13 protein-coding genes are annotated in these 12537 nt (G+C 63.1%); 9 read left to right on the top strand and 4 right to left on the bottom strand.

What is annotated here, in order from left to right:
• Nucleotides 1–9: 9 nt before the first annotated feature.
• From NOM55_RS05530 to NOM55_RS05520, 3 genes are all read right to left on the bottom strand, one after another.
• Nucleotides 10–933, bottom strand: a complete 924-nt coding sequence (locus NOM55_RS05530; RefSeq protein ID WP_255907814.1) for an ABC transporter permease subunit — start codon at nt 931–933, stop codon at nt 10–12.
• Nucleotides 934–943: 10 nt separating this feature from the next.
• Nucleotides 944–1972 (bottom strand): ABC transporter permease subunit, encoded by a 1029-nt coding sequence (locus NOM55_RS05525; protein WP_047966858.1) that lies wholly within the window; start codon nt 1970–1972, stop codon nt 944–946.
• Between the two features lie 334 nt (nt 1973–2306).
• Complete coding sequence (locus tag NOM55_RS05520; protein WP_047966859.1) at nt 2307–3899, bottom strand: ABC transporter substrate-binding protein; 1593 nt, start codon at nt 3897–3899, stop codon at nt 2307–2309.
• Nucleotides 3900–4281: 382 nt separating this feature from the next.
• Between NOM55_RS05520 and NOM55_RS05515 the strand changes: the two genes are divergently transcribed.
• The gene (locus tag NOM55_RS05515) at nt 4282–5205 is read left to right on the top strand and encodes a LysR substrate-binding domain-containing protein (protein WP_255907812.1); all 924 of its coding nucleotides are present in this window, start codon (nt 4282–4284) and stop codon (nt 5203–5205) included.
• Nucleotides 5206–5267: 62 nt separating this feature from the next.
• Here NOM55_RS05515 and NOM55_RS05510 read toward each other — a convergent pair whose 3' ends face one another.
• The gene (locus tag NOM55_RS05510) at nt 5268–6389 is read right to left on the bottom strand and encodes a beta-ketoacyl-ACP synthase III (protein ID WP_255907811.1); all 1122 of its coding nucleotides are present in this window, start codon (nt 6387–6389) and stop codon (nt 5268–5270) included.
• Nucleotides 6390–6655: 266 nt separating this feature from the next.
• Here NOM55_RS05510 and iscR point away from each other — a divergent pair, with 266 nt between their 5' ends.
• The 8 genes from iscR to iscX all read left to right on the top strand — a co-directional run bounded on the left by iscR (nt 6656) and on the right by iscX (nt 12373).
• On the top strand, nt 6656–7141 hold the full coding sequence (iscR, locus tag NOM55_RS05505; protein ID WP_047966862.1) for a Fe-S cluster assembly transcriptional regulator IscR: 486 nt from the start codon (nt 6656–6658) through the stop codon (nt 7139–7141).
• Between the two features lie 34 nt (nt 7142–7175).
• Nucleotides 7176–8384: an IscS subfamily cysteine desulfurase gene (locus NOM55_RS05500; protein WP_202902726.1), complete on the top strand. Its 1209-nt coding sequence runs from the start codon at nt 7176–7178 to the stop codon at nt 8382–8384.
• 58 nt (nt 8385–8442) lie between these two features.
• Nucleotides 8443–8826 (top strand): Fe-S cluster assembly scaffold IscU, encoded by a 384-nt coding sequence (gene iscU, locus NOM55_RS05495; RefSeq protein ID WP_047966864.1) that lies wholly within the window; start codon nt 8443–8445, stop codon nt 8824–8826.
• A 47-nt stretch (nt 8827–8873) separates the two neighbouring features.
• Nucleotides 8874–9197 carry an iron-sulfur cluster assembly protein IscA gene (gene iscA, locus NOM55_RS05490; RefSeq protein ID WP_047966865.1) on the top strand — a complete coding sequence of 108 codons (324 nt, stop codon included), beginning with the start codon at nt 8874–8876 and terminating at the stop codon, nt 9195–9197.
• 87 nt (nt 9198–9284) lie between these two features.
• Nucleotides 9285–9830, top strand: coding sequence for a Fe-S protein assembly co-chaperone HscB (gene hscB, locus NOM55_RS05485; RefSeq protein WP_255907810.1), 546 nt, complete (start codon nt 9285–9287; stop codon nt 9828–9830).
• A gap of 67 nt (nt 9831–9897) precedes the next feature.
• Nucleotides 9898–11757 carry a Fe-S protein assembly chaperone HscA gene (gene hscA, locus NOM55_RS05480; RefSeq protein WP_255907808.1) on the top strand — a complete coding sequence of 620 codons (1860 nt, stop codon included), beginning with the start codon at nt 9898–9900 and terminating at the stop codon, nt 11755–11757.
• Nucleotides 11758–11809: 52 nt separating this feature from the next.
• Nucleotides 11810–12151 carry an ISC system 2Fe-2S type ferredoxin gene (gene fdx, locus NOM55_RS05475; protein WP_047966868.1) on the top strand — a complete coding sequence of 114 codons (342 nt, stop codon included), beginning with the start codon at nt 11810–11812 and terminating at the stop codon, nt 12149–12151.
• A 27-nt stretch (nt 12152–12178) separates the two neighbouring features.
• Nucleotides 12179–12373: a Fe-S cluster assembly protein IscX gene (iscX, locus tag NOM55_RS05470; RefSeq protein ID WP_047966869.1), complete on the top strand. Its 195-nt coding sequence runs from the start codon at nt 12179–12181 to the stop codon at nt 12371–12373.
• Nucleotides 12374–12537: the final 164 nt, after the last annotated feature.

The following is a 12537-nucleotide window of genomic DNA, read 5'->3' as shown; positions in this document are numbered from 1 at the left end:
GATTTTCCCTTACGCCGCGCGCTTCATTTTCGGGTCCAGCGCATCGCGCAGGCCGTCGCCCATCAGGTTGATCGACAACACCGAGACCAGGATGGTCAGACCCGGCAGGGTTACCACCCACCAGGCGCTGTCCATGTAGTCACGCGCCGAGGCCAGCATGGTGCCCCACTCCGGTGTCGGCGGCTGTACGCCGAGACCGAGGAAGCCCAGGGCGGCGATTTCCAGGATGGCGGAGGAGAAGCTCATGGTGGCGTGCACGATCAGCGGCGCCATGCAGTTGGGCAGCACGGTAACGAACATCAGACGGAACAGGCCGGCACCGGCGACGCGCGAGGCGGTCACGTAGTCACGGTTCAGTTCGGTCATCGCCGAGGCACGCGTCAGCCGCACGTAGGCCGGCAGCGACACCACGGCAATGGCGATCATCGCGTTGACCAGGCCCGGCCCGAGGATGGCCATGATCGCCACCGCCAGCAGCAGCGACGGCAAGGCCATCATCACGTCCATCAGGCGCATGATCAGGGTGCCCAGCGCCTTGGGGAAGAAGGCGGCCAGCAGGCCCATCACCACGCCGGGAATCAGCGCCATCACCACCGATACCAGACCGATCAGCAGCGACAGGCGCGCGCCGTAGATCAGGCGCGACAGGATATCGCGGCCAAGCTCGTCGGTGCCGAGCAGGAACTGGCTGCTGCCACCCGCGGCCCAGGCCGGCGGTGTCAGGAAGTAGTCGCGGAACTGTTCGATCGGGTCATACGGCGCGATCCACGGCGCAAACAGCGCACAGAAGGCGACGATGGACATGAACACCAGCCCGGCGACGGCGCCCTTGTTGTGGGAGAAGCCCTGCCAGAACTCCTTGAGCGGCGAAGGATAGCCGGCGGCCAGCTCTTCGACCGGCGCCGCAGCGGGCGCAGTAGAAATGGATGTCATTGCTCGCCTCTTACTTGGCATGACGGATGCGCGGGTTCGCGATGCCGTACAGGATGTCTACGATGAAGTTGGTGACGATCACCAGTGTGGCCACGATCAGGATGCCGTTCTGCACCACCGGGTAGTCGCGACGGCCAATGGCGTCGATCAGCCACTTGCCGATGCCGGGCCAGGAGAAGATGGTCTCGGTCAGCACCGCACCACCCATCAGCGTGCCCACCTGCAGCCCGATCACGGTCAGCACCGGGATCAGCGCGTTGCGCAGGGTGTGGATGAAGATCACGCGCGCCGGCGACAGGCCCTTGGCGCGAGCGGTGCGCACGTAGTCTTCGCGCAGCACTTCCAGCATCGACGAGCGCGTCATCCGCGCGATCACCGCCAGCGGGATGGTGCCCAGCACGATGGCCGGCAGGATCAGGTGCATCACCGCGTCCTTGAAGGCGCCGGCGTTGTATTCGGGATCGGCCATTTCGGCGCGCCAGGCGTCGATCAGCATGAAGCCGGTCTGCGGCTGCACGTCAAAGGCAAGATCGAGGCGGCCGGAAACCGGGGTCCAGCCCAGCTGTACCGAGAACAGCATGATCAGGATCAGGCCCCACCAGAAGATCGGCATCGAGAAGCCCGTCAGCGAGATGCCCATCACGCCGTGGTCGAAGATGGAGCCGCGCTTGATCGCCGCCACCACGCCGGCCAGCAGGCCACAGACGGTGGCGAACACCAGTGCGCACAGCGCCAGTTCCAGCGTCGCCGGGAACAGGGTGGTGAATTCGCTCCACACGCTTTGCTGGGTTTTCAGCGAGGCACCCAGGTTGCCCTGGAACAGGTTGCTGATGTAGTCGAAGTACTGGATATACAGCGGCTGATCCAGACCCAGACGCTTCATCGCCGCCGCGTGCAGGGCGGGGTCAAGCGAACGCTCCCCCATCATCACTTCGATGGGATCGCCCGGGATCATGCGGATCAGGCTGAAGGTAATCAGCGTGATGCCGAAAAATGTCGGAATCAGTACGCCAAGACGACGCAGGATAAAGAAAAACATGTGAAGGTCTCCCGTACACGCACAAGACTGGCGTGACGTATTGCTGCAAGAGACAGGGAACGGGAACAGCAGGAAGGAAAGCGGGAGGGGTGCCGGGCGACGTAGCTGCATCTGACCACCCACCTACACCAGATGCAATCGCCGCCACGGCAAGACGCACTTTACGGATCGCACGCCGTGACCGCCTTGATGCAGGTCAATCACGAGACATCTACCCACCGCTGCCGCGCCCCGACTTTCCTTTTGCATAAACCGTTCGCCTGATAATGAACAAGGAGGGGCCAAAGGCGCCCTCCTTGCCATTCACCCGGACCCGCCGGGCGATACCGCGAACTTACTTGACGCTAACACCCTTGAAGGAATAGTCGCCGAACGGGCTGATCTTGAAGCCGTTCACTTCCTTGCGCATCGGCTGGTTCACCACCGAGTGGGCGATGGTCGACCATGGCATATCTTTCTTGAAGATTTCCTGGGCCTTCGCGTACATGGCGGTGCGCTGCTTCAGGTCGGTGCTCTTGCGGGCGCCCAGCACTTCCTTGTCGAAAGCCTTGCTGCAGTAGCGCGCGTAGTTGGAACCGCCGATAGCTTCGCAAGTCAGCAATACGCCGAGGAAGTTGTCCGGGCTGGCGTAGTCGCCGGTCCAGCCGATCAGGCCGGCATCATGCTCGCCGTTCTTCATGCGCTTGAGGTATTCGCCCCACTCGTAGGAAGTGATCTTGGCCTTGACGCCGATCTTGGCCCAGTCGGCCTGGATCATTTCCGCCATCAGCTTGGCGTTCGGGTTGTACGGACGCTGTACCGGCATCGCCCACAGGGTGATTTCAAAGCCGTTCGGGTAGCCGGCCTTGGCCAGCAGGGCCTTGGCCTTGGCGATATCGGTCGGCTGGTTGCGCAGCGACTTGTTATACGACCACAAGGATGCCGGGAACGGGTTGGCCGCTTCCTGGCCCTGGCCCTGGTACACGGCATCGATGATCGCCTTGCGGTTGATGGCCATGTCCAGTGCCTGGCGCACTTCCAGCTTCTTCAGCTGCGGCTTTTCAACGTTGTAGGCGAGGTAGCCGATGTTGAAGCCCGGAGCGGACAGCATCTTCAGCGACGGATCAGCCTTCATACCGGCCAGATCCTGCGGCTTAGGATAAGACATGATCTGGCATTCGCCGGCCTTCATCTTCTGCGCACGTACCGACGGGTCGGTGGTGATCGCGAAAATCAGGTTGTCGACCTTGACGTCGCCTTTTTTCCAGTACTGCTTGTTGGCCGCATAACGGATCTGCGCGTCTTTCTGGTAGCGCTTCAGGATGAACGGACCAGTGCCGACCGGCTGCTGGTTGATCATCGACGCCTTGCCTTCCTTCATCAGCTTGTCGCCGAATTCGGCAGACAGGATCGACGCGAACGGCATCGCGATCTTGGCCAGCAGGTCGGCATCCGGAGCCTTCAGCTTGAACACCACGGTGTACGGATCGGTCTTCTCGACGGCGGTGATGTTGCTGTCCAGGCCGGTATCGGAGGCGTACGGGAATTCAACGTTGTACGCTTTGCGGAACGGATGGTTCTTGTCGATCATCCGCATGAAGCTGAACACCACGTCATCAGCGTTGAAATCGCGGGACGGGGTGAAGTATTCGGTCGTGTGGAACTTGACGCCCTTGCGCAGCTTGAAGGTGTAAGTCAGGCCGTCCGGCGACGAAGTCCACGACTCGGCCAGACCCGGCTCGATATTGGTGGAGCCGGCCTTGAACTCGATCAGGCGGTTGAACATGGCGTGACCGGCAGCGTCAAAGGTAGAGCCGCCAGTGTATTGTGCGGAATCAAAGCCCTCAGGGCTGGCTTCGGAGCAGTAGATCAGGGTCCCTGCAGCCTGGGCGGCGGATGCCGCGGCAGTCAGACCGGCGGCCAGCAAAAGGTGTTTAGCAACTCGCATAGTTTCTCTATTCCTTATTGTGTTTTTAATGACGGCGTTGATACGCCTCCATGTTCCGGGCTGACGGGCCGCTCGTTTTCCGCTGCCATCCTGACGGACGACCGCGGCAAAGCCCTTCCCGATTACGACATGCAACTAACAAGCCGATAACGTTCTACGTGTATGGCTGGCAGCAGCATGTTTGAGTTGACTTTATACCGATCGCTGCAACGGAGCATCAGAAAAAGCACACCTCAGCCCAAGTAAAAAAACTGCGAACCGGGCAAAGTCTGCCGGCTGCGGCGCAGTATTTCACAGCCAACCTATCACATCCACTAAGTTATTATCATCATCAATGTGATTTTGTTATAGGATTTTGCTTTCACTTTTCCAGGGCCGCGGCATGATCCGTTTTCGCCAAATTGAGGCATTCCGCTCGTTAATGGACACCGGCACCACGGTGGGCGCGGCGCGGCGCATGCACATCACCCAGCCGGCGGTCAGCCGCCTGATCGCCGACCTGGAGGCCGACCTCGGCTTCCGCCTGTTCAACCGCACCAAGGGCCGCATGGAACCAACCACCGCGGCGGTGCGCTTCCAGCTGGCGGTAGAAGAGAATTTCCTCGGCCTCGAACGCCTGCGCAAGGCCGCCGAAACCATCCGCAAGGACGAGACCCAGGCGCTGAGCGTCGCCTGCATGCCGGTACTGTCCACCACTCTATTACCTTTGATTTTAAAAGAGTTTTTCAAGATGCAGCCGGACGTACCGGTCAACATCGACTCGGTCGGCAATGCCGAGGTACTGGTGCGGCTGCAGGACCTGAAAGTGGACGTCGCCCTCAGCCTCGCCTTCCCCGCGATCGCCGGCATCGAGGTGGAACCGATCCTGCAGGCCGAGGTGCTGTGCGCGCTGCCGGCCGGACACCGGCTGTGCGACAGGGAGGTGATCACCCCGGCCGACCTCGCCGGCGAGAACGTGATCGGCTGGATACCCAACCGTCCGCTCAGCCAGGGCCAGGAAGACAAGTACTTCCCGCAAGGCATTGAAAAACCTAGGTTTCCGATCCGCACCCACACCTCGCACACCCGCTACGCGATGGTGGCGCACGGTCTCGGCGTCTCCATTGTCGAGCCGTTTGGCGCCCAGGTATGGGAGAAACATGGCGTTGTCGTAAAGCCATTCCAGACCGAGGCGACCCACGATTACGTACTGGCCTACCCCAGCACCGGCCGCCGCTCCACTCTGGTGCATGACTTCCGTACCGCCACCATGAAAGTGATTCAGGACCCGGCGCTGGTGCCATGGCAACATGCCGCCAACCACTAAAAAAAGCCGCAAAAAATGCCACCGTAAACTGTGGCATTTTAGTGACACTTAAATTTTGCCACTCAGCATTTGCGCAGGATCACGCTACCCACCGAGTAACCGGCACCGAACGACGACAGTACACCAAGGTCGCCGGCGGCCATGTCTTCATGGTGCAGGTGCAGCGCGATCACCGAGCCGGCGGAGCTGGTATTGGCGTAGCGATCCAGGATCACCGGCGCCTCGTCGGCCGCGGCGTCGCGCCCCAACACACGGCGCGCGATCAGCTGATTCATGCTCAGATTGGCCTGGTGCAGCCAGAAGCGCTTCACGTCGCCAGGCTGGATCGCCTGACTGTCCAGGTGCGCGACGATGTGTTCGCCCACCATCGGACACACGTCTTTAAATACCTTGCGCCCCTGCTGCACAAACAGCTTGTCCAGTGCGCCGATGCCGCGCTCGTCGCAACGATTGAGGAAGCCGAAGTTGTTGCGGATATTGTTGGAGAACAGCGTCGCCAGCTTGCAGTCCACCACCTCGAAGCGCTGTGCCGCCGTGGCCAGCTCGGCGCGCTCCAGCAGCACCGCGGTGCAGGCATCGCCGAAGATGAAATGGCTGTCGCGGTCGCGGAAGTTGAGGTGCGCCGAGCAGATCTCCGGGTTCACCATCAGCACCGCGCGCGCCTGACCGCTGGCAATGGCGCCCACCGCAGTCTGGATGCCGAAAGTGGCCGAGGAGCAGGCGACGTTCATGTCGAAGGCGTAGCCGCTGATGCCCAGTGCCTGCTGCACCTCGATCGACAGCGCCGGGTACGGGCGCGGCATATTGGAGCAGGCCACGATCACCATGTCGATGTCGGCCGCCGTGCGCCCGGCGCGGGCCAGCGCCTCGCGCGCCGCCGCCACCGCCATCTCCGCCTGCACCGACAGCGCGTCGTTGTCGCGCTCGGGCAGCGATGGCGCCATGCGCCGGCTGTCGAGCACGCCGGCGGCGTCCATCAGGTAGCGCTGCTTGATGCCGGAGGCCTTCTCGATGAATTCGGCACTGGATTCGGTCAGCGCCGCGATCTCGCCGCCGGCGATCTGCGCCGCGTGGGCAGCATTGAAATCGGCGACGTACTGGTTGAAGGCCACCACCAGGGCCTCGTTGCTGACGGCGTGGGGCGGGGTAAACAGGCCGGTGCCGCTGATGACAACCTTATACATAGAGAATCCTTCGGCGTGTGCGCTATGGCAGCTAAAATTCAAACAATTGTTTGTGCGAATCATACACCAGTCGCGGCGGAAAAATCCCGGCCACGCGCAGCAAAGCGCGTTATAATCACGCGCTAGCCTGCCCCGGCCCTTGCGGCCAACCCTTGCCAGACGGCACTCCCGATACCACAGTCCCGTGGAACCAAGCCCCGTAATAGTTGACTAAATTACTCGGATTTAGGGTATAATCGCCACAACTATTCAGGGAGCCTTTCACCATGCGCTTGACCACCAAAGGCCGCTTTGCCGTAACAGCCATGCTGGACCTCGCCCTGCGCGAAGCAAACGGTCCGGTGACGCTGGCCGGCATCAGCGAGCGCCAGGGCATTTCCCTGTCGTATCTCGAGCAATTATTTGGCAAGCTGCGCCGCTCGCAGCTGGTAGACAGCGTGCGCGGCCCCGGTGGCGGCTACACGCTGGCGCGCACCGTGCAGGAAATCTCCGTCGCCGACATCATCGTCGCGGTCGACGAATCGGTGGATGCCACCCAGTGCGGTGGCCGCGAGAACTGTCACGACAACCACCGCTGCATGACACACGACCTGTGGACCAACCTGAACCTGACCATTTTCGACTACCTGTCGAAGGTCAGCCTGGCCAGCCTGGTCGACGCGCAGCGCGCCAAAGAAACCTGCGTAGTAATAGATCAACGCCCACAACGCCGTAATGGCACCTGTAGCGAGCCTCTCGCCGGCACCATCTGACCGTCGACCTCGTGGAGAACCCGTAATGAGCGAGCTGAAACACCCCATTTACCTCGATTACTCCGCGACCACGCCGGTCGACCCGCGTGTGGCGGAGGTAATGATCCCGTTCCTGACCGAAAACTTCGGCAACCCGGCATCGCGTAGCCACGCCTACGGCTGGACCGCCGAGGAAGCGGTGGAAAACGCCCGCGCCCAGGTCGCTGCCCTCGTGAACTGCGATCCGAAAGAAATCGTGTGGACCTCCGGTGCCACCGAATCGATCAACCTCGCGCTGAAAGGCGCCGCCCAGTTCTACAAGAGCAAGGGCAAGCACCTGATCACGCTGAAGACCGAACACAAGGCCACGCTGGACACCATGCGCGAGCTGGAACGCCAGGGCTTCGAGGTTACCTACCTCGACGTGCAGGACAACGGCCTGCTCGACCTCGCGGCACTGGAAGCGGCGCTGCGTCCGGACACCATCCTGGTCTCCGTGCTGTTCGTGAACAACGAAATCGGCGTGATCCAGGACATCCCGGCCATCGGCGAAATGCTGCGCAGCCGCGGCATCCTGCTGCACGTGGATTCGGCGCAGGCCACCGGCAAGATCGACATCGACCTGGACAAGCTCAAGGTCGACCTGATGAGCTTCTCCGCGCACAAGACCTACGGCCCGAAAGGCATCGGCGCGCTGTACATCCGCCGCAAGCCGCGCGTGCGCCTGGAAGCGCAGATGCACGGTGGCGGCCACGAGCGCGGTTTCCGCTCCGGCACCCTGGCCACGCACCAGATCGCCGGCATGGGTGAAGCCTACCGCATCGCCCGTGAAAGCATGCACGCCGAGAACGAGCGCATCCGCATGCTGCGCGACCGCCTGTGGGCCGGCCTGCAAGGCATCGAGGAAACCTACCTCAACGGCGACATCGACGCCCGCGTGCCGCACAACCTGAACGTGAGCTTCAACTTCGTCGAAGGCGAAAGCCTGATCATGGCGATCAAGGACCTGGCGGTATCGTCCGGCTCCGCCTGTACCTCGGCCTCGCTGGAACCGTCCTACGTGCTGCGTGCACTGGGCCGCAACGACGAACTGGCGCACAGCTCGATCCGCTTCTCCATCGGCCGCTTCACCACCGAAGCCGATGTCGACTACGCGATCAAGCTGCTGCAGGAAAAGATCGGCAAGCTGCGCGAGATGTCCCCGCTGTGGGAGATGTTCAAGGACGGCGTCGACCTCAACAGCATCGAATGGGCTGCACACTAACAGATGGCATGATGCGGCCAACCTTGCACCGGCCGGCCGCATCGACAAGGAGAAAATCATGGCATACAGCGACAAGGTAATGGACCACTACGAGAACCCGCGTAACGTGGGGGCTTTTGACAAGGGCGACGAATCGGTCGGCACCGGCATGGTCGGCGCCCCGGCCTGTGGCGACGTGATGAAGCTGCAGATCAAGGTCAACGAACAGGGCGTGATCGAAGACGCCAAGTTCAAGACCTACGGCTGTGGCTCCGCCATTGCCTCCAGCTCGCTGGTGACCGAATGGGTCAAGGGCAAGACGCTGGACCAGGCGATGGCGCTGAAGAACACCGAAATCGCCGAAGAACTGGCCTTGCCACCGGTCAAGATCCACTGCTCGATCCTGGCCGAAGACGCGATCAAGGCGGCCGTCGCCGACTACAAGCAAAAGCACGCTAAATGATTCCGGGCGGCCGTGGCCGCCCTCTTAATCCTGAAGGCAAACGCACTATGGCTATCACGCTTTCCGAAAACGCCGCCCGTCACGTCAGCAACTTTATCGCCAAGCGCGGCAAGGGTCTGGGCGTCCGCCTCGGCGTCAAGACTTCCGGCTGTTCCGGCATGGCCTACAAGCTGGAATTCGTCGATGTCGCCAGCGATGACGACATCGCGTTCGAGAGCTTCGGCGTCAAGGTGTTCACCGACGCCAAGAGCCTCGCCTACCTTGACGGCACCGAGCTGGACTACACCAAGGAAGGCCTCAACGAAGGCTTCAAGTTCAACAACCCGAACGTGAAAAACGAATGCGGTTGTGGCGAGAGCTTCAACGTCTGATTTCCTTGCCGCGCTGACGGCCCCTGTCTGACAGGGGCCGCTGTCGCGTCCCGAGCCCGCCTCGGGTGTTGCCCGCAGAAAGCCTCCATGACCGCCGACCTGTTCTCCGACTTCCAGCAGGACCACTTTGCCCTGTTCGGCCTGCCGCGCCGCTTTGCGCTGGACGGCGCCGCACTGGACACGCTGTGGCGCACCGCCGCGGCGCAGGTGCATCCGGACCGTTTCGCCAGCGCCGGCGATGCCGAAAAGCGCGTCGCGCTGATGGCCGCCACCCGTGTCAACGAAGCCTACCAGACGCTGAAATCGCCGCTGGCGCGCGCGCGCTACCTGCTGCGACTGGCCGGTGTCGACACCGCCGAGGAAACCAACACCAGCATGCCGCCGGCCTTCCTGATGGCGCAGATGGAATGGCGCGAAGCGATCGAGGACGCCCGCCACGGTCATGATGTCGACGCGCTGGAACGGCTGTCGCGCCAGCTGCGCCAGGACGTGCGCGCGATGGAAGACGAGCTGGGCGCCGCGCTGGATGAGCAGCACGACCACGCCAGCGCCGCGCTCCTGGTGCGCAAGCTGCGCTTTCTGGAAAAGCTGGATCAGGAAATCGGCGACGCCATCGAGGCGTTGCTGTTTTGAGCATACCCAAGGTTGGCCGCAATACCGCGGCCAGCCCGGATCATTGAATAAAGAGTAGCTAGCAGCCATGGCCCTACTGCAAATCGCCGAACCCGGCTTATCCGCCGCCCCGCACCAGCACCGTCTGGCGGTCGGGATCGACCTTGGCACCACCAACTCGCTGGTCGCCACCGTGAAAAGCGGTGCCGCCACCGTGCTGCCGGACGAACACGGCCGCAGCCTGCTGCCGTCGGTGGTGCGCTACCGCGACGACGGCCGCACCATCGTCGGTTTCGACGCGCAGGCGGAACAGAGCCGCGACCCGAACAACACCATCGTGTCGGTGAAACGCTTCATGGGCCGCGGCCTGGCCGACCTGCTGGACGTGGCGCGCAGCCCGTACCGCTTCGTCGACGCGCCGGGCATGGTGCAGCTGGTGACCCGCGCCGGCCACAAGAGCCCGGTGGAGGTGTCCGCCGACATCCTGAAGAGCCTGCGTGAACGCGCCGAGGCCAGCCTCGGCGGCGAACTGATCGGCGCGGTGATCACCGTGCCGGCCTACTTCGACGACGCGCAGCGGCAGGCGACCAAGGACGCGGCGCGTCTGGCCGGCCTCAACGTGCTGCGCCTCCTGAACGAGCCGACCGCTGCCGCCATCGCCTACGGGCTGGATAACGGCGCCGAGGGCACCTACGTGGTGTACGACCTCGGCGGCGGCACCTTCGACGTGTCGGTGCTGGCGCTGACCCGCGGCGTGTTCGAGGTGCTGGCCACCAGCGGCGACTCCTCGCTCGGCGGCGACGACTTCGACCACCGCATCTACTGCTGGATCCTGGAACAGGCCGGCCTGCACGGCCTCTCCGCCCACGACACCCGCCTGCTGCTGACCCGTGCCCGCGAGGCGAAGGAAGCGCTGACCGAGCACGCCGACACCCGCATCACCGCGTTGTTGTCCGACGGCCAGACCATCGACCTGCAACTGTCGCAGGCCACCTTCCACGCCATCAGCAAGACGCTGATCGACAAGACGCTGCTGCCGGTACGCAAGGCGCTGCGCGACGCCAAGATCGGCGCCGAGGACGTCAAGGGCGTGGTGATGGTCGGCGGCGCCACCCGCATGCCGCAGGTACAAAAAGCCGTCGGCGATTTCTTCGGCACCCCGCCGCTGACCAACCTCGACCCGGACAAGGTGGTGGCGCTGGGCGCCGCCATCCAGGCCAACGTGCTGGCCGGCAACAAGGGCGACGACGAGTGGCTGCTGCTGGACGTGATCCCGCTGTCGCTGGGGCTGGAAACCATGGGCGGCCTCACCGAGAAGATCATCCCGCGCAACAGCACCATCCCGATCGCGCGGGCGCAGGAATTCACCACCTTCAAGGACGGCCAGACCGCCCTCTCCGTGCACATCCTGCAGGGCGAGCGCGAACTGGTGTCCGATTGCCGCAGCCTGGCCAAGTTCGTGCTGCGCGGCATTCCGCCGATGGTGGCCGGCGCCGCGCGCATCCGCGTCACCTTCCAGGTCGACGCCGACGGCCTGCTGGCGGTGACCGCGCGCGAGATGATCTCCGGCGTCGAGGCCAGCATCGAGGTGAAACCGTCCTACGGCCTGTCCGATGACGAGATCACGCGCATGCTGACCGACTCGATCGCCCACGTCGCCGACGACATCAACGCGCGCAAGCTGCGCGAGGCGATCGTCGACGCCGACAGCCTGCTGGACGCGATCGGCGTCGCGCTGGCCAGCGACGCCGACCTGCTCGACGAGGCCGAACGCGCCGCGCTGGATGCCGCGATGCAGGCGCTGCGCGACGCCATCGCCGCCGAGAGCACCAAGGACATCAACGCCTGCTCGCACCGGCTGAACCAGGCCAGTGAACCGTTTGCCGCGCGCCGCATGGACCGCAACATCCAGCGCGCGCTGACCGGCAAGAACATCGAAACCCTGTAAGCATTGCGGCCAACGTTGGCCGCAACGCAGAACGACACCTGAAGGATTGACCATGCCGCGTATCATTGTGCTGCCACACGCCGACCTGTGCCCCGAGGGCGCCGTGCTCGACGATGTCGCCACCGGCACCACCGTGTGCGAAGCCCTGCTCGCCCACGACATCGAAATCGAACACGCCTGCGAGATGTCCTGCGCCTGCACCACCTGCCACGTCATCGTGCGCGAAGGCTTCAACTCGCTGCCGCCGTCCGACGACCTGGAAGACGACATGCTGGACAAGGCGTGGGGGCTGGAAGCGCAGTCGCGACTGTCCTGTCAGGCCATCGTCACCAGCGAAGACCTGGTGGTGGAGATCCCGCGCTACACCATCAACCACGCCCGCGAACACCACTGAGCCGCGCCGCATCCAAGGAGACGTGCCATGAAATGGACCGACATCAACGATATCGCCATCGAACTGTACGAGGCACATCCGGACATCGACCCGACCACCATCCGCTTCGTCGAGCTGCACAACTGGGTGGTAGACCTGCCCGGTTTTGACGACGACCACAGCCGCGGTGGCGAAAAGGTGCTGGAAGCGATCCAGCAGGCCTGGATCAACGAAGCCGACTAGGTCCTGTTCAAGGTCTCGCGAGCTAGAGTGAGACAAGGCGAAAACGGCTGAGGAAGCGGAGTTGACATGGGGTCAATGAGCATTCCGAAGCCGTTTTCAACGCCGTATCACCGAAGCGCAGCAGACATTGAAAGGCCCTGACAACGTTGGCCGCAACAGCCGTC

Source organism: Vogesella sp. AC12, assembly GCF_024437575.1.
In the GTDB taxonomy this organism is placed as follows: domain Bacteria; phylum Pseudomonadota; class Gammaproteobacteria; order Burkholderiales; family Chromobacteriaceae; genus Vogesella; species Vogesella indigofera.
Note: the sequence above shows the minus strand (reverse complement) of the source record. Positions and strands in the feature narration are given on the sequence as shown.

What these genes read in the sequence shown, in the direction of transcription:
- iscR (WP_047966862.1), top strand. Translation starts at nt 6,656, where the DNA reads ATGCGCTTGACCACCAAAGGCCGCTTTGCCGTAACAGCCATGCTGGAC.
- NOM55_RS05515 (WP_255907812.1), top strand. Translation starts at nt 4,282, where the DNA reads ATGATCCGTTTTCGCCAAATTGAGGCATTCCGCTCGTTAATGGACACC.
- NOM55_RS05525 (WP_047966858.1), bottom strand. Translation starts at nt 1,972, where the DNA reads ATGTTTTTCTTTATCCTGCGTCGTCTTGGCGTACTGATTCCGACATTT.
- hscB (WP_255907810.1), top strand. Translation starts at nt 9,285, where the DNA reads ATGACCGCCGACCTGTTCTCCGACTTCCAGCAGGACCACTTTGCCCTG.
- NOM55_RS05510 (WP_255907811.1), bottom strand. Translation starts at nt 6,389, where the DNA reads ATGTATAAGGTTGTCATCAGCGGCACCGGCCTGTTTACCCCGCCCCAC.
- hscA (WP_255907808.1), top strand. Translation starts at nt 9,898, where the DNA reads ATGGCCCTACTGCAAATCGCCGAACCCGGCTTATCCGCCGCCCCGCAC.
- iscX (WP_047966869.1), top strand. Translation starts at nt 12,179, where the DNA reads ATGAAATGGACCGACATCAACGATATCGCCATCGAACTGTACGAGGCA.
- fdx (WP_047966868.1), top strand. Translation starts at nt 11,810, where the DNA reads ATGCCGCGTATCATTGTGCTGCCACACGCCGACCTGTGCCCCGAGGGC.
- NOM55_RS05530 (WP_255907814.1), bottom strand. Translation starts at nt 933, where the DNA reads ATGACATCCATTTCTACTGCGCCCGCTGCGGCGCCGGTCGAAGAGCTG.
- NOM55_RS05520 (WP_047966859.1), bottom strand. Translation starts at nt 3,899, where the DNA reads ATGCGAGTTGCTAAACACCTTTTGCTGGCCGCCGGTCTGACTGCCGCG.
- iscU (WP_047966864.1), top strand. Translation starts at nt 8,443, where the DNA reads ATGGCATACAGCGACAAGGTAATGGACCACTACGAGAACCCGCGTAAC.
- iscA (WP_047966865.1), top strand. Translation starts at nt 8,874, where the DNA reads ATGGCTATCACGCTTTCCGAAAACGCCGCCCGTCACGTCAGCAACTTT.